The organism is Streptomyces sp. NPDC006430, assembly GCF_040612395.1.
Taxonomy (GTDB): domain Bacteria; phylum Actinomycetota; class Actinomycetes; order Streptomycetales; family Streptomycetaceae; genus Streptomyces.
The window spans coordinates 1-23,437 of the sequence record NZ_JBEXQA010000006.1; the positions used below are offsets into that span (position 1 = coordinate 1).

18 protein-coding genes and 1 pseudogene are annotated in these 23,437 nt (G+C 70.5%); 12 read left to right on the top strand and 7 right to left on the bottom strand.

Translation table 11 applies throughout. From position 1 onward, the window contains the following. The first annotated feature begins 146 nt into the window (after nucleotides 1-146). Together ABZZ20_RS11290 and ABZZ20_RS11295 are read left to right on the top strand one after the other, a co-directional pair. Nucleotides 147-833 carry an HAD-IA family hydrolase gene (locus ABZZ20_RS11290; protein ID WP_356869155.1) on the top strand — a complete coding sequence of 229 codons (687 nt, stop codon included), beginning with the start codon at nucleotides 147-149 and terminating at the stop codon, nucleotides 831-833. Between the two features lie 7 nt (nucleotides 834-840). Then, nucleotides 841-1,520: pseudogene (locus tag ABZZ20_RS11295) on the top strand (transposase); the annotation flags it as partial. Nucleotides 1,521-1,599: 79 nt separating this feature from the next. On the opposite strand, the gene ABZZ20_RS11300 reads toward ABZZ20_RS11295, so the two are convergent. Beyond that, entirely contained in the window at nucleotides 1,600-2,025 is a 426-nt protein-coding gene (locus ABZZ20_RS11300; RefSeq protein WP_356869156.1) for a hypothetical protein, read from the bottom strand. 107 nt (nucleotides 2,026-2,132) lie between these two features. On the opposite strand from ABZZ20_RS11300, the gene ABZZ20_RS11305 reads away from it, so the two are divergent. Beyond that, complete coding sequence (locus ABZZ20_RS11305) at nucleotides 2,133-2,591, top strand: SRPBCC domain-containing protein (RefSeq protein ID WP_356869428.1); 459 nt, start codon at nucleotides 2,133-2,135, stop codon at nucleotides 2,589-2,591. Between the two features lie 178 nt (nucleotides 2,592-2,769). On the opposite strand, the gene ABZZ20_RS11310 is transcribed toward ABZZ20_RS11305, so the two are convergent. Together ABZZ20_RS11310 and ABZZ20_RS11315 are read right to left on the bottom strand one after the other, a co-directional pair. Continuing rightward, nucleotides 2,770-3,669 (bottom strand): GNAT family N-acetyltransferase, encoded by a 900-nt coding sequence (locus ABZZ20_RS11310; RefSeq protein WP_356869157.1) that lies wholly within the window; start codon nucleotides 3,667-3,669, stop codon nucleotides 2,770-2,772. 450 nt (nucleotides 3,670-4,119) lie between these two features. Next, nucleotides 4,120-5,049, bottom strand: coding sequence for a phosphatidylinositol-specific phospholipase C (locus ABZZ20_RS11315; RefSeq protein WP_356869158.1), 930 nt, complete (start codon nucleotides 5,047-5,049; stop codon nucleotides 4,120-4,122). A gap of 279 nt (nucleotides 5,050-5,328) precedes the next feature. Here ABZZ20_RS11315 and ABZZ20_RS11320 point away from each other — a divergent pair, with 279 nt between their 5' ends. Further along, on the top strand, nucleotides 5,329-7,683 hold the full coding sequence (locus ABZZ20_RS11320; protein WP_356869159.1) for a helix-turn-helix domain-containing protein: 2,355 nt from the start codon (nucleotides 5,329-5,331) through the stop codon (nucleotides 7,681-7,683). A gap of 111 nt (nucleotides 7,684-7,794) precedes the next feature. On the opposite strand, the gene ABZZ20_RS11325 is transcribed toward ABZZ20_RS11320, so the two are convergent. Then, complete coding sequence (locus tag ABZZ20_RS11325; protein ID WP_356869160.1) at nucleotides 7,795-8,802, bottom strand: polyprenyl synthetase family protein; 1,008 nt, start codon at nucleotides 8,800-8,802, stop codon at nucleotides 7,795-7,797. A 405-nt stretch (nucleotides 8,803-9,207) separates the two neighbouring features. Between ABZZ20_RS11325 and ABZZ20_RS11330 the strand changes: the two genes are divergently transcribed. From ABZZ20_RS11330 to ABZZ20_RS11345, 4 genes are all read left to right on the top strand, one after another. Then, nucleotides 9,208-10,782 (top strand): serine/threonine-protein kinase, encoded by a 1,575-nt coding sequence (locus ABZZ20_RS11330; RefSeq protein ID WP_356869161.1) that lies wholly within the window; start codon nucleotides 9,208-9,210, stop codon nucleotides 10,780-10,782. 37 nt (nucleotides 10,783-10,819) lie between these two features. Beyond that, entirely contained in the window at nucleotides 10,820-12,463 is a 1,644-nt protein-coding gene (locus ABZZ20_RS11335) for a serine/threonine-protein kinase (protein WP_356869162.1), read from the top strand. Nucleotides 12,464-12,684: 221 nt separating this feature from the next. Then, nucleotides 12,685-14,817: an acyl-CoA dehydrogenase family protein gene (locus tag ABZZ20_RS11340; RefSeq protein WP_356869163.1), complete on the top strand. Its 2,133-nt coding sequence runs from the start codon at nucleotides 12,685-12,687 to the stop codon at nucleotides 14,815-14,817. A 15-nt stretch (nucleotides 14,818-14,832) separates the two neighbouring features. Next, complete coding sequence (locus ABZZ20_RS11345) at nucleotides 14,833-16,020, top strand: lipid-transfer protein (protein WP_356869164.1); 1,188 nt, start codon at nucleotides 14,833-14,835, stop codon at nucleotides 16,018-16,020. A gap of 215 nt (nucleotides 16,021-16,235) precedes the next feature. Here ABZZ20_RS11345 and ABZZ20_RS11350 read toward each other — a convergent pair whose 3' ends face one another. Then, nucleotides 16,236-16,595 carry a DNA-binding response regulator gene (locus tag ABZZ20_RS11350; RefSeq protein ID WP_356869429.1) on the bottom strand — a complete coding sequence of 120 codons (360 nt, stop codon included), beginning with the start codon at nucleotides 16,593-16,595 and terminating at the stop codon, nucleotides 16,236-16,238. Between the two features lie 416 nt (nucleotides 16,596-17,011). Here ABZZ20_RS11350 and ABZZ20_RS11355 point away from each other — a divergent pair, with 416 nt between their 5' ends. The 3 genes from ABZZ20_RS11355 to ABZZ20_RS11365 are packed head-to-tail and all read left to right on the top strand — an operon-like array spanning nucleotide 17,012 to nucleotide 19,933. Continuing rightward, the gene (locus ABZZ20_RS11355; protein WP_356869165.1) at nucleotides 17,012-17,866 is read left to right on the top strand and encodes a MaoC/PaaZ C-terminal domain-containing protein; all 855 of its coding nucleotides are present in this window, start codon (nucleotides 17,012-17,014) and stop codon (nucleotides 17,864-17,866) included. A 31-nt stretch (nucleotides 17,867-17,897) separates the two neighbouring features. Continuing rightward, on the top strand, nucleotides 17,898-18,977 hold the full coding sequence (locus tag ABZZ20_RS11360) for a Zn-dependent alcohol dehydrogenase (protein ID WP_356869166.1): 1,080 nt from the start codon (nucleotides 17,898-17,900) through the stop codon (nucleotides 18,975-18,977). Nucleotides 18,978-18,991: 14 nt separating this feature from the next. Continuing rightward, the gene (locus ABZZ20_RS11365) at nucleotides 18,992-19,933 is read left to right on the top strand and encodes a 3-oxoacyl-ACP reductase (protein WP_356869167.1); all 942 of its coding nucleotides are present in this window, start codon (nucleotides 18,992-18,994) and stop codon (nucleotides 19,931-19,933) included. A gap of 98 nt (nucleotides 19,934-20,031) precedes the next feature. On the opposite strand, the gene ABZZ20_RS11370 is transcribed toward ABZZ20_RS11365, so the two are convergent. Then, nucleotides 20,032-22,137 (bottom strand): MMPL family transporter, encoded by a 2,106-nt coding sequence (locus ABZZ20_RS11370; protein ID WP_356869168.1) that lies wholly within the window; start codon nucleotides 22,135-22,137, stop codon nucleotides 20,032-20,034. Nucleotides 22,138-22,238: 101 nt separating this feature from the next. Here ABZZ20_RS11370 and ABZZ20_RS11375 point away from each other — a divergent pair, with 101 nt between their 5' ends. After that, nucleotides 22,239-22,742 carry a MarR family transcriptional regulator gene (locus ABZZ20_RS11375; RefSeq protein WP_356869169.1) on the top strand — a complete coding sequence of 168 codons (504 nt, stop codon included), beginning with the start codon at nucleotides 22,239-22,241 and terminating at the stop codon, nucleotides 22,740-22,742. Between the two features lie 56 nt (nucleotides 22,743-22,798). Here the strand turns inward: ABZZ20_RS11375 and ABZZ20_RS11380 are convergent, their stop codons facing one another. Then, nucleotides 22,799-23,290 carry a DUF427 domain-containing protein gene (locus tag ABZZ20_RS11380; RefSeq protein WP_356869170.1) on the bottom strand — a complete coding sequence of 164 codons (492 nt, stop codon included), beginning with the start codon at nucleotides 23,288-23,290 and terminating at the stop codon, nucleotides 22,799-22,801. Between the last annotated feature and the right edge of the window lie 147 nt (nucleotides 23,291-23,437).

Genomic DNA, 23,437 nt, shown 5'->3' on the forward strand with positions numbered 1-23,437 from the left:
CACCCGCAGTCCTCTCAATCCTCCATGCCCAGGTCCTCGCCCTGACCGACGAGCCCAACAAGATCAAGACGACATGTTAATGATCTGCAAGCCCTAAGACTTGTCCCGCAAACTGCCTGCTCAGGGCCTGATGGCATGATCGAAGCGTGATCAGTGAACCCGGCCAGTCTGGTGTGATGAGGTATGTCCTGTTTGATGTCGATGGCACGTTGATCGACGCGGTGGACAATCAGCGCCTTGTTTGGCGAACGTGGGCAGAGCGATACGGACTGGACCCCGATGAGGTCTACCGGGTGGCACTGCGGACGAGGCCGATGGAGACCTTTGCGCAGGTTGCTCCGGACCAGGACCCGGGGGAGTGCCTTGCCGCACTGCACGAGCTGGAGGACGAGGACGTCCGCTTCGGCGCTTATGCCGCCTTCGGCGGAGCCTCGGAGCTGCTGAGTGCTCTGCAGCCCGGGTCCTGGGCACTGGTGACTTCGAACTATGAGCACCGGGTGCGGGGACGCTTCGCACGGACGGGCTTGCCAGTCCCCGAGGTCCTCGTGGATGCGGCCGCCGTGGCGGAAGGCAAGCCGTCGCCGGTGCCGTATCTGCAGGCAGCCGCGCGACTTGGTGCCAAACCGGAGGATTGTCTGGTCATCGAAGACGCCCCTTCCGGGGTGGAGTCCGGGCTCCGTGCCGGGATGACGGTGTGGGGTGTCAACGCCCCTGCGGCGGTGGACGGCGTGCATCGTCACTTCGGCAGCCTGCGCGAAGCGGTCCGCGACGTCCTTGCCTTCGCGTCCGGACCCCGCCCTCACGGGCTGGAGGGATCAGCCGCGGTGAAATGATCTCGACGTGGCTGGTGTGATCACGGCGTCAGAGCCGTCTTGGATAGTCCCGTTCTCCGGGCTGAGCCCGCGCCAGTTCATGAAACTGGTGACGGCGCTGCGTCGCGAGGGGGCCGACGCCACCCGCCGGGGCAGGCCGTGGAGCCTGCCGCTGGCAGACAGGACACTGCTGGTCACGGCGTACTGGCGCACAAACTTGACGATGCGCCAGCTCGCCCCGCTGTTCGGCATCTCCAAGTCCGCTGCCGACCGCATCACCGACCACCTCGGTCCGCTCCTGGCGCTTCAGCCTCGGCGCCGCTTCGCGAGAGACGCCGTGCTCATCGTGGACGGCACCCTGGTACCCACCCGCGACCACACGATCGCCGAGCAGTCCAAGAACTACAGGTACTCCACCAACCACCAGGTGGTCATCGACGCCGATACCCGCCGGGTCGTCGTGGTCGGCCGGCCTCTACCGGGCAACGCAACGACTGCAGGGCGTGGGAGCAATCCGGCGCCAAAGCCGCTGTCGGGAAGACGATGACAATCGCCGATGGCGGCTATCCGGGCACCGGGCTCGTCATGCCCCACCGCCGCCGCAAGGGCGAGGAACTCCCCGACTGGAAGCAGGAGCACAACCACTCGCACAAGCAGGTCCGCGCCCGCGTCGAGCACACTTTCGCCCGAATGAAGACCTGGAAGATCCACCTCGCCGGATAAACGAACGGGTTCCACAGCGGCCGACCCATCCAGCTCGATTCGAAGATCTTCTGCGGGACAAGTCTTAGTCCTCGAAAGGGACAAACCTGGCAAGCGAAGCCCAGTCCAGGGGACGCACGATCGTGGCCAGGTGGGCGAAGGGATCCTGCGTAGCCGTTTGGAACCACATCACCGAGAGCTCCGTGTGCCCAAACTCTGCAATGTCCTCGGGCTTCCACCATGACGTCAGTCGAGCATGAACCGCCTCTCGCGGCAGCCACTCCTCGACCCGCCCCTCCGCATCGGCCCGGAGCTTGCCGAGATCGTGCACATACAAATGCGGCGTCGCTGCCATCGCCTTTTCGATGCCCACCAGACGAAGGCGACGGTGTAGGTGCGGCGTCCCTTCGAGCATGCCTTCACGGTCGTCACTTATCGTGAGCGCACGAAGCTCCGCGTGCACTGGTCCCACCTGATAGCTGCGCAACTCGTCATGGCTCATCTGGATCACGGGCCAGAGGGTAGGCGTGTCCGACAAACGGACCAAACGACTTTCGATGCACGCCCTAGGATGGATGCGGTGGTCGATCTCGATGCCTTCGGTTGGAGAGGGTCGTGATGACGCGCGATGGCGGGCTGAGACTGCACATGCGGCGTGTTCTCGACGCGCCGCGCCCGGTTGTGTTCCGAGCCTTGACCGAATCACAGGAACTGGTCAAGTGGTGGGGCCCTGACGGGTTCGCCACCCCGAGTGTGGAAAGCGATCTTCGGCCAGGAGGCGGTTATCGGATCGCGATGCAGCCTCCGGAAGGCGATCTGTTCTACCTGGTGGGGGAATTCCTTGAGGTCGAGCCTCCGGAACGGCTGTCCTACACCTTCCGGTGGGAGGATCCCGACCCCGAGGACCAGGAGACGACGGTGACACTGTCCCTTCGCGATATCGGCGGTACCTCGGCTGATCTGGTCCTAGCCCAGGGCGACTTCGCCACTGAGCGGCGCCGTGCTCTTCACGAGGAAGGCTGGACCCAGAGTCTCAACAAGCTGGAGAAGCTGATGTCGTCGCATGTGTCGGCCTAATACTCCAGCTGTAGATCGTGTGATCTTGCTGGTGGGGCCTGAATGGGAACGGGCGCGGTCATCGTTGATCATCGTCGGTGTGTGGACTGACGACGAGGTCGGCCGGCATGCCGCCGGGCACTGGCAAGCGGTCCGGGCCTGCCCTCGGACCGGACCGCTCACCGCGTGCTACTCCTCGCTAGGCCGCTTGGCCCGCCGGGTGGAAGTTGATGCGTTCACGGATGACGGGGAAACCAGCCTTGGCGAAGTTCGCGGCCATGGGGAAGTTGGCCTGGTCCGTCGCTCCGCTGATGAACTCCGCGCCCAGCTCGACGAGGAGGTGGGTGCACTCCGCGAGGAGGTCGTAGGCGTAGCCACGACCGCGCTGTTCCGGGATGACTCCGATGAAGCCGATGGTCGGGCCGGAGGGGTTGTGGGCCGGGATGTGGATGCCGGCCAGGTTGCCCTCCGGCGTGTGTGCGGTCTGCCACCATTCCCGTGGGGAGGGGCACCAGTGGAAGAAGTCGAGTTCCTCCTGGGCGGCCTGGTCGAGGCCGCCCTCCTCGATGGCCCTGAGCGCGTGGGTGTCCAGGGTGGCGGAGTGGATGCGGCGCAACGCGTCGAAGAACACGGTGTCGTCGGGTTCGGCGCTGAAGCGCAGGCGTCCGGGTCGCTCGGGCAGACCTCGCTCCGGGGTCCAGCGGTACAGGAAGCGTTCCACCAGGAGCTCGTACCCTGCGGCTCGTGCGGCGGCGAAGCGCGCCTCGGCGCTGGCGCGCAGGTCGGTCTCTTCCCGCCAGCCGCTGGGTAGGTTGATCTCGAGTTCGACTTGCCAGGGAGCGGAGCGCAGGAGTTCGGCCCCGGCCTCCTCCTCGCCCTCGGCCACGTCGAACCAGTTGATGTTGACGGGCTCCGAGTCGTCGGGGCCGCCCCACCACGCGCCGCGTGCGACGACCTCGCCGTCGCGCAGGGCGACGCGCTTCCAGTCGGGGCGGAACTGGGTACGCCGATGGCCTTCACGGGCGCCCAGGGGGTCGGGGAGCGCGTCGAAGAGATGGGCGTCGCTCGCGGAGAGCGCGCGGATGACCGGATCGGTCATGGAATCCTCCGGGATACAGGCTGCTTGGAGCGCTCCCGGTCAGAACTGACGAACCACGCCGGGATAGCGGAAGAGGGAGCGCTGGAAAGGTGTGAACTGCACGGCACTCGCCTCCTTCCGTCCGTCTCAGGGCGTGAAGCCACAAAGTACGTGATCTTCTGTGGGTCCGTCCACGGATTTTCGCGCCCCATGAAGGAGGGGTTCGCGGGACGTTGCAGAGCGGCGGTCAGCGATGAGCTGGTCATCGTCGATGACGATCTCCCACCGACCTTCCTGCTGGCTGAGTTCGGCAACGTGTCGCAGACCCGGGGCCCGTGCGGTGAGCTGGTGCAACGAACTCCACCCGGGCCCCCGTCCTGAGCGTGGACAACCCCCGCCTGTTGGAGAACACCGCGCGCAAACTCGCTCACGCCCAGCGCGTCATGGCCCGCTGCTTCGCCAAAGGCGCCTTTAGATGAAGTTCTTTTCTATCAAAAGGCGCACGGCGTCTGGATACAAGTCGGGGAAGTCCATCGGAACGATTCCCAAGTGGGTTCTTTCCTGCTTGCGGTCGTCGAGATACTTTATGACGGCCGGCATAATTGCCTCCGCGTTTCGCTGAGGCACCCTTCCGCCGGAGTAGCTCGTGAAGTTCACGTACATCTTGTCGGATTGCTGATTCCGCCAGGCGTCGTCAAAATGCCTGTATATGAAGCCGGTCTTTTCGGCATGCCAGGCCAAACTCCATTTGTCCTGCGTCTTGAAATACGTGTTCTCGCCGCTGGACCAATCGAGTATGCCCCACGTGTTTTCGAAGTCTGCCGCTACGACAACCTTCCCGCGAACTTGTCCCAATTTTGGCCAGGACGGGGCGGTCCAGAGCATACTCCTGTAGCCCATGTTGTCCAGGTAGTAATTGAACCGACGCTTGAACTCCACAGCGTCGAGCGCCTGCCCGCCTTCGCCTTCATTCTTCACCCGCATGATGACTGTCTCTTTGGGGTACTGCCGGAAGAAGTTTCGGCAGGCGTTCAGGACGTCCTGAAACCGGTGTTTCTGGTACCAGGAGCCGTGGTAGATCCCAAACTCATTGGGAGCTCCCTGTAGTCCATTGCAGCGGATGTCGAGGAATCGGATCCCGCGTTCAAGCTGCTCGGGAACACCCCAATTCTGAGTCTGCGCCCAAATCGTTCCGTTGTTGGGGTCGGTGCACCAAGAGTCATGGGTCCCGGGTATCGTCAGGTGGTTGAGCCACGTGCTGTCGCTGAGCCGGCTCATCCACGACGAAGGGTTGTAAGAGCCGCTCCCCGCATGGGCAGTTGACGGCAGGACGAGAGAGGCTGCGGACGCCGCGCCGACGCCTACTCCCCATTTCAAAACGTCACGGCGGGTGGGGCTCATGCTTGTTCTCCAAACCATTGCGAAACAATGCGGATAAGGGCGGCATCCACCAAGAAAGCCACCGCTTCAGGACTGCACCGGTGTCGAAGGAGACCGACGAGGCGAGGGAGCGCGGGGTCGGAGCGTGTCGGGCGGCTCCGGCCCGGCGTCCGAGGTGCCCAGCCAACCCGGTGGGACAGGGAGCGGACCAGGAAGTGGCACCGGCAGAAGTAGCGTTGGCATACTTCCGCCGGGAGGTCCGCCATCTGGGGGGACCACGCTGGCCAGGGGATTTCAGCCATGCCCAACGGGGGGTTCGCCGCGCGCCTGCACGCTCTGCGGACGGGTGCAGGGCTCAGCCAGGAGGAACTGGCACAGGCCGCAGGGGTGAGCGTGCGGGCCCTGTCGGACATGGAACGCGGACGCTCCCGGGGACCACAGCGCCGCACCGTCCAGGCCCTGGCCACCGCCCTGGGACTGGACACCGCCGGCGCCCGGGAACTGGAACATGCCGCCGCCCTGGGCCGCCCCCGCCCCCGTCCCCGCCCCGCAGCCGGGCCCACCAGCCCGCCGGCCGGCCGCCCAGGGACACCGGCCGCCCCGCACCACACGCTCGGACTGCCACGTGATCTCAGCGACTTCACCGCCCGCGGCCCCGCCCTGGACCGGCTCCGCACCCTGGCCGAACACGTCGATCCCGCCCACCCACTCGTCGCGGTGGTCTGCGGACAGCCCGGCCTGGGCAAGACCGCCTTCGCCGTGCACGCCGCCCACGCCCTCGCCCCCCACTTCCCGCACGGCCAGTACGCAATCGACCTGCGCGGCATGGACTTACGGCCAACCCTGCCGCGCGACGCGCTCGCCCGGCTGCTGCGCGCCCTCGGCGTTGCCGACAGCGCCATCCCCACCACCACCGACGACCGCAGCGGGCTGTTGCGCTCCGTACTGCGCGACCGCCAAGTCCTGCTCCTCCTGGACAATGCCGCAGACGAGGACCAGGTCCGCCCCCTGCTGCCCGGCCACGGCCCCTCGCTCACCCTCGTCACCAGCCGCAGCACCCTGGCCGGCCTCGAATCAGTCCACCGCACCGAACTGGCCCTGCTGCGCCGCGAGGAAGCAGTCGAACTCCTCACCCGCGTCATCGGCCCCGAGCGGGTCCACCGGGAGAGCCAGGCCGCCCGCGACCTCGCGGACCTGTGCGGGCACCTCCCCCTGGCCGTCCGCATTGCCGCACAACGCCTCGCCTCCCGGCCCGGTGAACACCTCACCAAACTCGTCACCCAGCTCGCCGAAAACACGACGCGCCTGGACACCCTGCAAGCCGGCTCACTGCAAGTCCGGGCCGCCTTCGCCCTGTCCTACCGGCAACTGCTCCCGCCAGCCCGCACCCTCTTCCGCCGCGCCTCGCTCGCCGCCGGCCCCGACTTCAGTCCTCAGAGCGTCGCGCTGCTGGCCGGCCTGCCCCTGCGCCAGGCAGTCAGGTGCGCACAGGACCTCACCGACGCCGGACTGCTCCAGCCCCACCCCACCGCCGACCGCTACAGCTTCCACGACCTACTCCGCCTCTTCGCCGCCGAACAACTGGCCGAAGAGGATGAGTCTGCGCACATCGCAGCCGCCCAGAACCGGGCCGACCTGTGGACACTGCGCCGCGCGACCGCCGCCGCACGGCTCTTCGACACCGAACCCCACCCGGGCAGCACCCCCGACGGCGACCCCGACCCCGCCACCGCGCCCGCCGACCACGACCAGGCCCGGACCTGGCTGGAGGCCGAGCGGGCCCAGTGGCTCGCGGCCCTGGGCCGCGCCCAAGCCTGTGGCCTGCACCAGCAGGTCATCGACACCGCCGAAGCGATGCACTGGTTCTCCGACCGCACCCCGCACTGGGAACTGTGGGCGCAGGTCTTCCAGTGGGCCGTCAGCTCCGCACGCGCCCTGGGCAGCAAACGCGACGAGGCCATCCACCTCAACTACCTGGCCTGGGCCTACAGCATGTGCCTCTACGACCACACCGCCGCCCTGACCACCGCACAGGCCGCCCTGGCCGCAGCGCGCGAAAGCGGCGACCAGCTGCAGGTCGGCTGGGCCCTGGGCTACGCGGCCGGAGCACTCCACCGGCTCGGACGAACCGAAGAGTCCATCACCCGACTCCGAGAAGCAGCAGACCACCTCAACAAGCAGACCTGCCCACAAAGCCGCCTCGCCGAACTCACCACCCTCAACACCCTCGGCCAACACCTGCGCCACACCGGCCGCGCGCAAGAAGCCCTGGCCATTCACCGACGCAGCGAAGCCGTCTGCCGCGCTGGTATTCCCGGAAAGCCACCGGAACTGATCGGCCTCTACCTGGCAGTAACCCGCCAGCACATCGGCAACGACCTCGCAGCTCTGTGCCGGTGGAGCGAGGCCGAACACCCCCTGCGCTACGCGCTCACCCACTTCGAGGCAGCACGGATGCCGGCCTGGAGCGAACCAGCACGCCTCGATCTCGGCATCGTCCTGCGCCACCTCACCCGGCACCACGAAGCCCACGCGACCCTGACCACCGCCCACGACGCGCTGGTTCGGCTGAATAGCCCCCGCCAGATCGAAGCCGCCGACGAACTCCGTCAACTCCACTTGGCGTTTGGCGTTGCTGGTCACCCGACCGGCTGAGGGGGGAAGGTCCGTGCCCTGGGGGTACGACCCGTTCCCGTGACGGATCTCCGGCGCAGGATGCGAATGGCACCGGTGATCATCGCGTGTCGTGCGGACGAATGAAGATCATTAGGAAGTGGCCGCCGGGACGAGGTGCGGTTGGAGGAGCATCTGCGCCGCGTGGTCCACGAGGTGCCGCAGCACCGGCAGGTATTGTTCGTCGCCGCCGAGGATCCCGAGCAGGCGGTGGGCCTCGTCCCGGAAGGTGTCGAGGTCGGTGCGGTACTGCCGGAGCACGCCCGGGGCGAGGAGGAGCTCGGTGAGTTCGGAGCGGGCCCGCTCGGAATGCCGTGCTGCGGCGTGCCGTTCCAGGACGTCTTCCCGGCTCTGCACGGTGGGTGCGTCATCGAGGGCACAGGTGAGCAGATAGGTGACCGTCCCGTTGAGGAGGTCTTCGTTGCGGCCGGACAGGATGTCTTCCTGGTCGTTGAATATCTGCCACAGGATGCCGAATACGTAGCCGAACTCCCGCCACAGCTCTACTCTTTCGTCACTCGCGCCCGACAATATCGCCGCCATGGCAGTGATCATTGAGAAGGGTCCGCCGGATTTCCCGCGGTAGGCCGCGATCACCGAGTTTCGGGTGGCGCCGTCGACGTTCGCGTCGATGTCGCACAGCTGGCCCTCGGCGCCCACCACACAGCCGGTCGCGATCTCGGCCGTCAGGTGGACGCGGACCGCCGCCGGCACCGGGAGCGACCGGATGATCTGGATCGGCAGGACCGTGCCGCTGATGAACGAGGCCATCAGTCCTTCGTTCTGGCCGAGGCTGCTGGAGGTGGTCGTGCCGTGTCCGTCGGCCAGGTCGTCGAGGTAGCACGCGGAGGTCCACCACAGCACGTGCACGGCGGACAGTGGGACGGCGGGTCCGAGGTCCCCCGTCTCGGCCGCGTGCACCAACAGCGGCAGTACCGACAGGGGATGCCTCAGTTTCTGATGCCGCAGGAGTTTGCCGACCGCGTTCCTGGCGGCGCTCCCGCCCGAAACGGGGCCGAGGCGCACGAGAGCGGCGTCTATTTCTGCCTCGATCTCCAAGGATACTCTGTGGTGCAGGTCCAGGTACGTCGCGCAATTCACGGGGCATTTCCTTCCTGAAGTGAATTGGGGTCGGCGTTAACGCCCCAGATTGGATCATTTGGTATCGGGGGGAGCTAGAGCGATTTCGGGACGTGGCTGGTTTTGGCCCATGCCGGTTCGGTGCGGGGTCCGCCGCAATTCGAACCGCACCGTCTTTGCGGTGGCCACTTGGCGACCAACTCGCAGCTGAGCGGGCAGCGTTCCGTCGGATACGCTCGCCCGCAAGCCGAGGCGCTCGCCCGGGAGCCGTCGGTGCCGATCGCTCGCGTAACGGAGGAACGTGATGGACGCCATCCAGGACCTGACGGACGCGCGGTGGCGCAAGGCCTCGTACAGCACAGACAGCGGTGGCGACCGCATCACCGCATTCGTGCGCGGTCTCTGAGGCGGGCGGCGGGGGGGGGAATGCGTCATCTCACGGGGGAGAACGCGGAAGCAGCCGGGCCCTACCGGCTGTTCGCCGAGCTCGGGCAGGGCGGTATGGGCCGCGTGCTGCTCGGGTCCGGGCCGGACGGCCGGCTGGTCGCGGTCAAGCAGGTGCACGCCGAGTTCGCCGAGGAGCCCGGCTTCCGGGCCCGGTTCCGGCGGGAGGTGACGGCCTCGCGGACGGTCTCCGGGGCGTGCACCGCGCCGGTCGTGGACGCCGACCCGGAAGCCGAAACGCCTTGGCTGGCCTCCGTGTTCGTGCCGGGACCCACGCTGAGCGGGGCCCTGGACGAGGTCGGGCCGCTGCCCGAGACCGCCGTGCGGCGGCTGGCCGCGGGGCTCGCGACCGCGCTGGCGGACATCCACGGGGCCGGGCTGGTTCACCGCGACCTGAAGCCCTCCAACGTGCTGCTCGCCGAGGACGGCGTACGCGTCATCGACTTCGGTATCGCCCGTGCGGTGGAGGGCGGCACCCGGATCACCCACACCGGGTCGCTCATCGGCTCGCCCTCGTACATGGCGCCCGAGCAGGTGGGCGGGGGCACGGTCACCGCGGCGGCCGACGTGTTCGCCCTCGGGTCCACCCTGGTCACGGCCTGCACCGGGCGACCGCCGTTCGCCGCCGAGTCCGTACCGCGGCTGCTGCACGAGATCGTGCACGCCGAGCCCGACCTGACCGGCGTACCCCCTTCCCTGCGCGGGATCATCGCGCCCTGCCTGGCCAAGGACCCGGCCCTGCGGCCGACCCCGCGGGAGCTGCTGAGCATGGTCGGGGCCCTGGAGCCGACGGCCCGGCCGTGGCCGGGGGCGGTGGCGGCGCGGACCGCGGCCCAGCGGGCCGAGGCCGAGGCCCTGGCGGCGCGGCTGCCGGCCGTCCCGGCGACGGCGGTCACAGAGGTCACGGGGGTCACCGTCGGCAACCCGGCCGCGCGCCGCAGCCGGTGGCGGAGGCCGCTGATCGGGGTGACGGTCGCGGCCGTGCTGGGCACCCTCGGGTTCGCAGTCGGGCGGCCGTACGTCGAGGACGCGTACCGCTCCCTCGGGTGGGGGACCCTATTCCTGTCGCAGGTTGAGGACCGCTACCAGGCGAAGGCGCTGACCTGCGGGGACATCGGGGGCGAGATGCAAGTGCCCGTCGGGTTCGTGGCGCGGGGCGGGGAAGGGATCGCCCAGCGCAACGGGACCTGGGCCGATCTCGGCAACCTCTGCGAGTGGAGCTCCACGAACGGGGGCGAGGGGCTGGTCTCCGTACGCTGGTACGTCTACCCCACCGGGCAGGGCAAGGGCACGGGCGCCGAGCAGGCCCACCGCGCGTACGAGCAGATCGCGACCCGTGCCGGGACGCGGCGCGAGCCCGGGCTGGGCTTCGGGGAGGAGGGCGTCTGGGAGACCCCGGTCGCGGACGCCCCCGCCAACTGCCTGCTGTCAGTGCGGGATGTGAACCTACGGGTGGACGTGACGGTGCAGGGCTCCCGCTATGGGCCGGGGAGCCGCTGCGAGTCCCTGGCGAAGCAGTTCGCCCGGTCCGCCCTGCGGGTGGTCCCGAAGCGATGACGGATGACGGGGGCGATGGCGGGGCGATGGGGGAGAGATGAGAGAGCTCAGAGCGACCGACCCGGTCGCGGTCGGGCCGTACCGGCTGCTGGCGGAGATCGGGCGGGGCGGGATGGGTCGGGTGCTGCTCGGGGCCGGGCCCGACGGGCGGCTGGTGGCGGTCAAACACGTGCACGCCCGATTCGCCGCCGACGAGGAGTTCCGGGCCCGGTTCCGGCGCGAGGTGGCTGCCTCCCGGAAGGTGTCCGGGGCTTTCACCGCGGCCGTGACGGGCGCCGACCCGGAGGCTGAAACACCCTGGTTGGCCTCGGTGTTCGTCTCCGGTCCCGCGCTCGGTGCGGTGGTCGACGCGGCCGGTCCGCTGCCGGAGGAGTCCGTACGCCGCCTGGCGGCGGGGCTGGCCACGGCGCTGGTGGAGATCCACCGGGCCGGGCTGGTGCACCGTGACCTCAAGCCCGACAACGTGCTCCTCGCCGAGGACGGCGTACGGGTCATCGACTTCGGCATCGCGCGGGCGGCGGAGGGCGTGGGCGGGGACGCCGCCGAGCTGACGCAGAGCGGGGTGGTCGTCGGCTCGCCCGCGTTCATGTCGCCCGAACAGGCCGAGGGCAAGGAACTGACCCCGGCCAGCGATGTGTTCTCGCTGGGATCGGTGCTGGTGCTGGCCGCCACCGGGCGCGGCCCGTTCGCGGCGGGGAGCACCCTCCAGACGCTGTACGACTTGGTCCACACCGAGCCCGAGCTGTCGGCCGTACCGGCGGGGCTGCGGACGGTGGTGGCGGCCTGCCTGGCCAAGGACCCGCTCGCCCGGCCGACGCCGGAGGGCATCCTGGAGCTGCTCGGGACGGTGACCCCGGCCGCCGACAACGGGAGCCGGCCGTGGCCGGCGGCCGTGCACGCGATGATCGCGGCCCAGCAGGCCGAGGTGGACCGAGTGCTGGGTGCCCCGGAGCGCACCGTGCTGGACCTGCCCCCGGCCGCTGCGGGAGCCGTCGGATCCGCGGGAGCCCCGGCCTCCGCGGCGACCGCGGGGGCCGGCGGGCACGTGCCGACCGTCCCGACCGCCGTGGCCACCGTCGCGGCCCCTGCCGGTGATCCGCAGCGGCGCAGGAGCCTCCGTGCGCTGGTGGTCGCGGCAGCGGTGGTGGTGGCGGGCCTGGCCGGCGTAGCCGCGTACGCCCTGTTGCCCGACGGAGGCGGGGACGACGGCGCCACGCAGGGGGACAAGTACGCGAACATGGTGACCTGCCCGGAGGCGGCCGACCACCTGCCGCTCCCGGTGCGGGAGCTCCACGAGAAGGACGACCGCCTCACCGAGGGCTCGGACACCTCCTCGACGCTCTGCACCTGGCAAGCGACCGGGGAGCCCACCCATCACGCGCTCGTGTCCTGGACGTTGTACCGCAGTGCCGAGCCGCCCGCGCCCCCGAACGGCGCGGACCTGGCGCACGCGGGCTTCGCCGAATCCGCGAAGAAGACCGACTCGACCCCTGGTCCCGGACCGGCCGACGAGGCGGCCTGGGGGACCGCCTATGACGACGGGTCCGGCTGCCGGCTGGGCGTGCGCGACGGGAACCTGGAGGTGTGGGTGGTGCTCGCCGGGCGCCACCACCCGGCGGACACCTGCAAGACGGAGGCCATGAAGATCGCGCGGGCCGCGCTGGGCATGATGCCCCGCTGACGCCCGCTGACGCCCGCTGACGCCCGCTGACGCCCGCTGACGCCCGCTGACGCCCGCTGACGCCCGCTGACGCCCGCTGACCCCCGCCGATCCGCCGGCTACGGGGCCGGTGGGCCGGCGTGCAGGATCCGCTCCGTGATCGGCGTGATCGGTGTGCGAGTACCGCGCTCGGATCGCATCTGACCTTCCGTCAGAATGAAACGTGTTCTAATCTGCCGCGCATGGGCATCGGAATCACGCACGAACAGCGCGAGTTGGCCGAGGCGGTGCGCGGCTGGGTCGCGCGGGCCGTGCCTCCCGAGGAGGTCCGCAAGCTGCTCGACACCCCGCCGCGGACCGGGGCGCGGCCCGCCTACTGGGACGCCATGGCCGCGCAGGGGCTGCTCCAGCCCCACCTGGAGGGCGGGACCCTGCTCGACCTCGCCGTCGTGGTCGAGGAGGCCGCGCGGGCCGCGCTGCCCGGGGCGTACCTGCCGAGCGCGCTGGCCTCCGTACTGCTGGAGCGGGCCGGTGCCGAGCCGCTCGCGGGCCGCCTCGGCGCGGTCGCGCTCGGGCCGGGGACCCTGACCGCCGTCGCCGTCGAGGGCGGCGGGCACCTGCTCGACGGGACCGCACCCCCCGTGCTCGGCGCCGGTGATGCCGACCTCGTCCTGCTCGCCGCCGAGGCCGCGCACGGGACGTGCTGGTTCGCCGTGGACGCCGCCGCGCTGGACGTCCGTACCTACGAGAGCGCGGACCCGACCCGCCCCACCGCCGAGGTACGGGCCCGCGCGGTCGTCGTACCGGCCGACCGTCTCCTCGCGCTCGACACGGCCCTGGTCCGGGACCTGGCCTGCGCCCTGTTCGCCGCGGACGCCTGCGGCACCGCCGCCTGGGCGCTGCACACCGCCGCCGAGTACGCGAAGGTCCGCGAGCAGTTCGGCCGGCCCGTCGGACAGTTCCAGGGGGTCAAGCACCTGTGCGCCGACATGCTGGTGCGCCTCGAACAGGCCCGGGCCCTGGCCTGGGACGCCGCCCGGGTGATGGACGAGCCCGCACCGGTGCGCTCGCTCGTGACCGCACTCGCCGCCGGGAGCGCGCTCGACGCCGCCTACTCCTGCGCCAAGGACTGCATCCAGGTCCTCGGCGGGATCGGCTTCACCTGGGAGCACGACGCCCACATCTACCTACGGCGCGCGGTCGTCGCCCGGCAACTGCTCGGCGCCGGCGACGGGCACCGGCTACGGGCGGTGCGGCTCGCGGCCGGGGGCGCACGGCGGGAGCTGAGCCTCGAACTCCCGGCGCAGGCCGAGACGTACCGGGCGAAGGCCCGTGCCGCCATCGAGGACGCGCGCGGCCTGGCCCCGGCCGCGGCCCGCCGGATCCTCGCGCCCACGGGGTACGCGGCCCCCCACCTGCCGCCACCGTACGGACTGGGCGCCGGCCCCGTCGAGCAGCTGGTCGTCCAGCAGGAACTGGCGGCGGCCGGGGTCAAGGTCGCCGACCTCGGCATCGCCACCTGGGTCGTGCCCTCGCTGATCGCCTACGGGACCGACGCCCAGCGGGAACGTCACCTACTGGCGACCCTGCGCGGGGACGTCACCTGGTGCCAGCTCTTCTCCGAGCCGGGGGCGGGCTCGGACCTGGCCTCGCTGCGGACCAGGGCGGAGCGGACGGCGGACGGCTCCTGGAAGGTCAACGGGCAGAAGGTGTGGACGAGTTCCGCACACACCGCCGACTTCGGAATCCTGCTGGCCCGCACCGACCCGGCCGCCCCCAAGCACCAGGGCCTCGGGTACTTCCTGGTCGACATGAAGAACAGTCCCGGCATCGACGTCCGTCCACTCAAGGAGATCACCGGCGAGGCCCTCTTCAACGAGGTCTGGTTCGACGACGTCCTCCTGCCGGCGGACGCGCTCGTCGGCGCGGCCGACGGCGGCTGGCAGGTCGCCCGCAACACCCTCGGCAACGAGCGGGTCCACATGGCCGACCAGATGACCTTCACCTCCGGCCTCGAAGCCCTGATCGCCCGCTCGGCCGAACTCGACGGTGCGTACCGGGCGCGGATCGGGGCGCTCGCCGCCGAGGCGCACGCCCTGGCCTGCATCGGGCTGCGCACCACGCTCCAACAGGTGTCGGGGCTGGAGCCGGGCGCCGGCGCCTCCGTGCGCAAGCTCGTCCAGACCCCGCACCAGCAGCGGACCGCCGAGCTCGCGCTCGAACTGCTGGGTCCGGCGGGCGCGGTGCGCGAGGGGGCGGGGGAGCGGGCGGTGCACGGGATGCTCATGTCCCGCTGCCTGACCATCGCCGGGGGCACCACGCAGGTCCAGCTCAACGTCGTCGCCGAGCGGATTCTCGGCCTCCCGAGGGACTGAAGGGACAGCAGGGACATGAAGTCGTACATCGTGGGCGTCGGCATGACGAAGTTCGAGAAGCCGGAGTCGAGGGACTGGCAGTACTGGGACATGGCGAAGGAGGCCGGGACCGAGGCGCTGGCGGACGCGGGCATCGGCTACGAGCTGGTCGAGCAGGTGCCGGTCGGCTACTGCTTCCAGGCCTCCACGGCCGGCCAGCGGGCCGCGTACGAGCTGGGCCTGAGCGGGGTCCCGGTCTACAACGTGAACAACAACTGCGCGACGGGCTCGACGGCGCTGATGATGGCGCGGCAGTTCGTGGAGGGCGGGTCGAGCGACTGCGTGCTGGCCCTGGGCTTCGAGAAGATGAAGAAGGGCGCGCTGGGCGGCGGGGCCGACGGGGGCGACTTCAAGACCTCACCGGTCGCCCGGCACTACGGGATCATGGCCGCCGGGCACGGCTTCGAGATGTCGCCGCCCACCGCGCAGATCTTCGGGAACGCGGCGCGCGAGCACATGGAGCGCTACGGGACCACGGCCGCGCAGCTGGCGGCGGTGGGGGCGAAGAACCACCGGCATTCGGCGAACAATCCGAACGCGCAGTTCCAGGACGTGTACACGGTGGACGAGGTCCTGGCGGCGAAGCCGATCCATGCGCCGCTGACGAAGTTGCAGTGCTCGCCGACGTCCGACGGGGCGGCGGCGGCGGTGGTGGTCTCGGAGCGCTTCGTGGTGCGGCACGGGCTGCACGACAGGGCGGTGGAGATCGTCGCCCAGGCCATGACCACGGACACCGAGGCCTCGTTCTCCTCCGGCTCGTGCATCGACGTGGTCGGCAAGCCGATGACGGCGGCAGCCGCCCACCAGGTCTTCTCCGCGTCCGGGACGAGCATCGAGGACGTGGACGTCATCGAGCTGCACGACTGCTTCTCGATCAACGAACTGCTGACGTACGAGGCGTTGGGGATGTGTGCGGACGGCGCCGCCGGGAAGCTGGTGGAGAGCGGGGCGACGACGTACGGGGGGCGGTGGGTGGTCAACCCCTCGGGAGGCCTGATCTCGAAGGGGCACCCGCTGGGAGCCACCGGGCTCGCGCAGGCGGCGGAGCTGGTCTGGCAGCTCCGCGGTGAGGCCGCCGCGCGGCAGGTGCCGGGAGCCAGGACCGGGCTCGCCCACAACATCGGCCTGGGCGGCGCGGCCGTCGTCACCCTGCTGAGGCGCTGACCGTTCGGGTCTCCGGCTGCGGCGCCGTGGCGCAAGGGCCCCCGGCTGCGCCGGGCCTTCGGAGGCTCCGCCGCCAGCCCCCACGCCCCAAACGCCGGCGGGGCTGGATCGTGGCGCGCGGCGCCGCCCTCGCGGGGTCCGGGGTGCCCCGGGAAACGGAGAAAGGGCGCGGCCGGGAACGGCTCCGCGCAGCGGCGAGGTGCACGCCCGGAGGGCTACGGCGCTCCGAGTGCGGGGTCGATGACCGTTTCGCCCCGGGAGGCGCGGCGGATGGAATCCGCCAGGTCCTCCAGCGGACCGTCCCGCAGGACCAGGCCCGCCGCGCCCGCGGCCAGGGCGGCGTCGCGCAGCCCCGGGTGCGCCGACCCGGTCAGGACCAGCACCCGGCATTCCGGATCGTCCGCCAGCAGTGTCGCCACCGACGCGAGCTCCTCCACCAGCGCCACCGCCGGGCGGGCCAGTGTCGAGGCCACCACCTCGATGTCCGGTTGGAGGCCCAGCCGTAGGGCCAGTGCAGCGTCCGGCGGGAACAGCAGGACCTGCAAGGACCTGGCGGGGCGGTGGTTCACCGACATTTCGTCCACCCCGCCAGCCTAAGGGCTGTCCCCTCATCCCTGGTGGATCAGCGCACGGCGTCAGATGCGGTGCACCGCAAGGTGGAGGGGCACCCCCGTACCGGGCGTATTCGGAGGTTCCGGCAACGCGGCGAGGTGCCGTAGCTGTCGTGGTGCGCCCGCCGGGGATTACGGGACAGCCCTGAGGACGGCGGCCTCCGAGCGGCCGGCAACACGCACCGGCCAAGGTCATCCTGACGCGAAGTCAGGAGTCTTCCCAACTAATGGGACGTGCGTTATACATGCCTCACCGGTTCTAGAACGCGTTCTAGAACCGGTCCCGCATACGACCTCGGTGCGGCCGACGGTGCGGACGGCCGCGCCGAGGTCTTCCACGCAGTGGAACGAGCACGTCGAGAAAAGGAGCAGCATCCTCAATGCCGATCGATGCCGCCAAGGCCCTCGCCGCGGACCCCCGCCAGGCAGACATCGCCTGGGACCACAAGGACATCCAGCTCTACCACCTCGGCCTCGGTGCGGGTGCCCCCGCCACCGATCCCGACGAGCTGCGCTACACCCTGGAGTCCAAGCTCCACGTACTCCCCAGCTTCGCCACCGTCGCCGGTGCCGGCATGGCCATGCTGGGCGGCCTCTCCGCGCCCGGGATCGACGTGAACCTGGCCGCCGTCCTGCACGGCGGTCACTCCATCGAACTGCACCGGCCGATCCCGACCAAGGGCCGCGCCACCTCCAGCTCCAAGGTCGCCGCCGTCTACGACAAGGGCAAGGCGGCCGTCATCGTCCTGCGCTCTGCGGTCGCGGACGCCGACGGGCCGCTGTGGACCAGCGACGCGCAGATCTTCGTACGGGGGGAAGGCGGCTTCGGCGGCGACCGCGGGCCGTCCGCCCGGTCCGAGGCGCCCGGGCGGGAGCCGGATCGCGTCGAGGAGCGGCACATCCGCGAGGAACAGGCGCTCCTGTACCGGCTCTCCGGTGACTGGAACCCCCTGCATGCCGACCCAGAGTTCGCCAAGGCGGCCGGCTTCGACCGGCCGATCCTGCACGGCCTGTGTTCGTACGGGATGACCCTCAAGGCCGTCGTCGACACGGCCCTGGGCGGGGACGTGTCGCGGGTCCGCGCCTACCGCACGCGCTTCGCCGGGATCGTCTTCCCGGGCGAGACCCTGCGGATCCGGATGTGGCAGGAGCCCGGCCGGGTCCAGGTCTCCGTGACCGCCGTCGAACGGGACGACGCGCCGGTCCTCGCCGACACCGTCGTCGAACACGCGTAGTCCACGTAGCCCAGAGCCAAGGAGCCGCACCGTGCGCGCAGCACTGCAGAGCGAGATAGGGCAGGACAAGCTAGAGGTCGTCGAGGACATGGAGACCGTGGGCTTCGGCCCCGGCAAGGTGAGGATCCGCATCAGGGCCACCGGCCTGTGCCACTCGGACCTCTCCGCGATGAGCGGCGTGCTGCCGCAGCCGGCCCCCTTCATCCCCGGACACGAGGGCGCGGGCGAGATCGTCGACGTCGGTGACGGGGTCACCAGCCACCGGATCGGTGACCGGGTCCTCGTCTGCTGGCTCCCGCCGTGCGGGCACTGCCCCGCCTGCAAGCGGGGTCAGGGCCACCTGTGCCTGGAGGCCTTCGGAAACGTGGCCACCCCCAACTTCCGCCGCACGACCGGCGGGGACGTCTTCGGCTTCGCCGGCACCGGCACCTTCGCGGAGGAGATGGTGGTGCCCGCCGCGTGCGCCGTCCCCATCCCCGACGACCTGCCGTACGACATCGCCGCACTGATCGGCTGCGGAGTGACCACCGGGCTCGGCGCGGCCATCAACACCGCTGAGGTGGAGGCCGGGTCCTCGGTCGCGGTCATCGGCTGCGGCGGCGTCGGCATCTCGGTCATCCAGGGCGCGAAGGTGCAGGGCGCGGCGCAGATCGTCGCGGTGGACCCGGTGGGCTCGCGGCGCGAGGCGGCGCTGAGGTTCGGGGCGACCGAGGCGGTCGCGCCGGACGCCTTCGCCGACGCCAAGAACCGGATCACGGCGGGCGAGGGCTTCGACTACGTCTTCGAGGTCGTCGGCAAGTCCGCGACCACGCACACCGCGTACGAGATGACCCGGCGCGGCGGCTCCGTCGTCGTGGTCGGCGCGGGCGCCCTCGACGACAACTACTCGATCAACATGTTCTCGCTGTTCTTCGACGAGAAGAAGATCCTGCCGTCGATGTACGGGGGCGGGGACGTGCTCCGCTCGTACGAGCGCACCATCGCGCTGTGGCGGGCGGGCCGGGTGGACCTGGCGGGCCTGATCACGCACCGGGTGCAGCTCGGCGAGATCAACGACGCCCTCGACCAGATGCGCACGGGCGTGGCCCTGCGCACCTGCATCGAACTCTGAGAGGAATCCGCCAGATGTCACTCCCACTTGAGGGACTGTCCGCCGTCGTCACCGGCGCCGGCCGCGGGCTCGGCCGCGCCGAGGCGATCGAGCTCGCCCGGCTCGGCGCGAGCGTGGTCGTCAACGACTTCGGCCAGAGCGGACGGGACGGCTCCGGAGAGGCCTCGGCCGCTCCCGCGGAGGAGGTGGCCGCAGAGATCCGTGCCGCGGGCGGGCAGGCGGTGGCGCACCTCGGCGACGTGGCCGATTTCGAGCAGGCGCGCGAGCTGGTCGAGCTGGCGGTGAACAGCTTCGGGAAGCTCGACGTCCTGGTCAACAACGCGGGCATCCTGCGCGACCGGATGGTCTTCTCCATGTCGGAGGCGGAGTGGGACTCGGTCATCCGGGTCCACCTCAAGGGTCACTTCAACACCACGCACTTCGCCTCCGTGCACTGGCGCGAGCGGTCGAAGGCAGCGGGCGGCCCGGTCTACGGCCGGATCGTCAACACCTCCTCCGAAGCCTTCCTCGGTGGCTCGGCCGGTCAGCCGAACTACGCGGCGGCCAAGGGCGGCATCGTGGGCCTGACGACCTCGACCGCCCTGGCCCTCGCAAAGTACGGGGTCACGGCCAACGCCATCTGCCCGCGGGCGCGGACCCGGATGACGGAGGACGTCTTCGCGGGCTTCCAGGTGCCGGAGGAGGGCAAGCTCGACCCGCTGGCCCCCGAGCACGTCTCCCCGCTGGTCGGCTACCTCGCCTCGCCGGCCTCGGCGAAGGTCAACGGGCAGCTGTTCGTCGTGCACGGCGGGATCGTGGTCGTGATGGAACGCCCGAAGGTGGCGGCGAAGTTCGACACGAGCAAGGAGGCGTTCTCCTACGAGGAGCTGGACGAACTCCTCACCCCGCACTACGACTCCCGCCCGGCGAACGAGACGTTCGCGGCGGCGGAGGTGCTGGGCCTCAAGCACGCCTGACCCGCGATGTGGCCCTGTCGTCAACGTGGCGTTGCCGCCGGACGGGACGTTGACGACAGGCCCGACGGCACCGGCCCGACGGCACCGGCCCGAAGGCCTCAGGTGACGGGGCGGCTGCGGTCCCGGGGCGCAGCCGCCCCTTGCCGTGCCAGCTTGCTGGGCCACCAGGCGCGCGGCCCGATGTCCAGCACCAGGGCGGGGACGAGCAGGGACCGGACGAGGAGGGTGTCCAGGAGGACGCCGAAGGCGACGATGAAGGCGATCTGCGCGAGGAAGGCGAGCGGGATGACGATCAGCGCGGCGAAGGTCGCGGCCAGTACCACGCCCGCCGAGGTGATCACTCCGCCCGTCGCCGTCAGCCCGCGCAGGACGCCCTCCCGGGGGCCGTGCAGCAAGGACTCCTCGCGCACCCGCGACATGAGGAAGATGTTGTAGTCCACGCCCAGGGCGACGAGGAAGACGAACCCGTACAGCGGCACGGATGCGTCGGTGCCGGTGAATCCGAAGGCGTGCCGGAAGACCAGCGCGGCGACTCCCAGCGTGGCCAGGTAGTTCAACGCCACCGTCGCCACCAGCAGCAGGGGGATGGGGAACGAGCGCAGGAGCAGGACGAGGATGGCCAGGATGATCGCCAGTACGACGGGCACGATCAGGTTCCGGTCCTGCTGTGCGGTCCGCTGGGTGTCGTACTGCTGGGCGGTGTAGCCGCCCACCAGGGCTCCTGCCTCCGGTACCGCGTGCACCGCGGTGCGCAGCCGTCCGACCGTCTCCTTCGCGGCGTCGCTGTCCGCGGCGTCTTCGAGGGTCGCATCGATCCGCACCCGCCCGGTGCCCGGTGCGGCCCCGGGCGCCGGCCCTCCGCGCAGGGTGGCCGAGGTCACCCCCTCCGTCCCTTCCGCAGCGGTCTTCACCGCTTCGGCCGCGGCTGCGTTGGTCACGATGACGGCCGGGTTGCCCGATCCGCCAGGGAAGTGCTCGCTCAGGGTCTGCTGGGCCGTCACGGACCGCGCTTCGTTGACGAAGATCTCGTCCAGCGGTACGCCCTTGGCGGACAGCAGGGACGAGAAGCCGGCCAGGAGGGCGAGCAGCAGGGCTGCGGACACCCACACGCGCCGCGGTGAACGGTCCACGAGGGCGGCGATGCGCCGCCAGATCTCGTGCCCGCCGGAGGCGCCCCGGGTGGGCTTCGGCCGGGCCGGCCAGTAGGCGGACCGGCCGAGCAGGACGAGCACGCCGGGCAGGAACGTCAGCGTGCTGAGCACGGCGCACACGATCCCGATGGCTCCCACCGGCCCCAGGGCGCGGTTGTTCGTCAGATCGCTGGCGAGCAGCGCGAGAAGGGCGAGCGCGACGGTCGCGGCGCTCGCGGTGATCGCGCCGAAGGACCGCCGCAGGGCCGCGCGGGCTGCGGCGAACCTGTCGTCCCGGTCGGCCACCTCCTCGCGGAAGCGGGCGGCGTACAGGAGGGCGTAGTCGGTGGCGGCGCCGATCACCAGGATCGAGAGGATGCCCTGCACCTGTCCGTCGACCCGCACGATGTCGTGCCGGGCCAGGACGTAGACGACGGCGCATGCCAGCGCCAGCGAGAACACGGCGCCGAGAATGATCACGAACGGCAGCAGGACACTGCGGTAGACGGCCAGGAGGATCACGAGTACGGCACCGAGCGCCACCCCCAGCAGGAGGCCGTCGATTCCGCCGAAGGCTTCCTTCAAGTCGGCCTGGGTGGCCGCCGGTCCCGTGAGCTGCGCGGTCGTGCCCGGTACGGAATCGGTCGCGGTGCGGATGCGGTCCAACGTCGTGGCGAGGTCGTCCCCGAGGTCCGGTTCCAGCTGGACGACGCCTTGTAGCGCCCTGCCGTCCCGGGAGGGAAGGGCGGGCGAGGGTGCGCCCACCACCCCCGGCATCCCTTGGAGGCCGGCCAGTGCGCGGGTGGCCGACTCCTGCTGCCCGGGCGTGAGGGGACCCCGGTCTGCGGTCCAGACCGCGATGGCGGGGAGGGCCTGCGACTGGCGCAACGCCTCCTGCTCGGCGGCCACTTCCGTGGCCTCGGCGCTCCGCGGCAGGAACGCCGCCTGGTCGTTCGTGGAGACCTCACCCAACTTCCCCGCGTAGGGGCCGAGCGCGCCGCCGACCGCGAGCCAGACGACGACGAGGACGACGGGCAACAGCCATCGGACGCGTCGGTGTGCGGTGATGCCCATTGCTTCCCCAATTCCGCTCTGTGTCACGGCTACGACCCCGGCTCCGGCATGTCGCTCAACGATAAAGTATCTCAACGATCGAGAGATATTATCCTTGAGGCATGGCCGGCACGAAGGAAGACCCGCACGCAGCTCCGCCCCAGGACCCCACGGACCTCCAGGCCTTCGCCGTGTTGCTGCGCCGGATGAACAACGAGTTCAACCGCATGGCCCACGAGTTCGCCCAGGCGCACGGCCTGCACCCCACGGACGTCCAAGCACTGATCGCCCTCCTGGACAACGGCAGCGACGGCTCCGGCCAGCCGATGACGCCCGGGCGCTTGGGGGAGCAGCTCAACCTCACCTCGGGTGCGGTCACGGCCTGCCTGGACCGCCTCGAACGAGCCGGCCACGTACGCCGGACCCGGGCCCCGGACGACCGGCGCGTGGTGCACTTGCAGTACGCGCCCGCGGGCCGCGAGGTCGCCCGTGACTACTTCATGCCGCTGGCCCGCACCACCGACGCCGTCCGGGCCGAGTTCAGTGCGGGCGAACTGTCCGTCGTCGTCAGGTTCCTGACGTCCATGAACGAGCGGCTCACCCTGCTGCGCAGTGCCCGCGACTGACCGGGCGGCTCCCGGAACCGCCGCAGGGCCCGGCGCGCACGCCCCGTACCCCGCAGTCACCAGCCGCGCGTTCCCGGCGGGCCCTTGAAGGGGCCTTCGATCTCCCCGGTGATCCACCCTCCGTAGAAGTCGCCCGGCTGGGGGACCACGGACTCTCCGTCGACGGAGCACGAGGTGACACGGCTCGGGTAGAAGGCCAGGCACCGCGCGATCGCGGAGTAGGCGGGGGAGGGGCTCTCGTAGCTCCAGCCGATGTCGGCCCGCCGCGCCTGCGGATCGGGCGGACTGAAGTCCCAGTACGTCGCCACGCCCTTCCACTCGCACCACGTGCGCGTGCCCGAGGGGGTGAGCAGGTCGCTGCGCGTGTCGTCCCGCGGGATGTAGAACACCGGGGGATGGCTCGTCTCCAGGACCCGCAGGCACCTGCGCGAATCCGCGACGGGCACGCCGTCGACGAGCACGACGACGTGCCGGTCGTCGCGCTCGACGCGCGGCGGGCGCGGATAGTCCCAGACCGATTCGACGGGACGTCGGCCGGCCGTGTTCACGGCCGTACCGCCCGCACTGTCGGCGCCATGTTCATCACCTTCGTCGTCTTCGCCACCCGGACCACGGAAGCGGCCCGGACACTCCCGCGGGAGAGCTCTCGCCCACTCTTCCGCGCGAAGGCCCTGAACGGATGCTCCTCGCAGGAC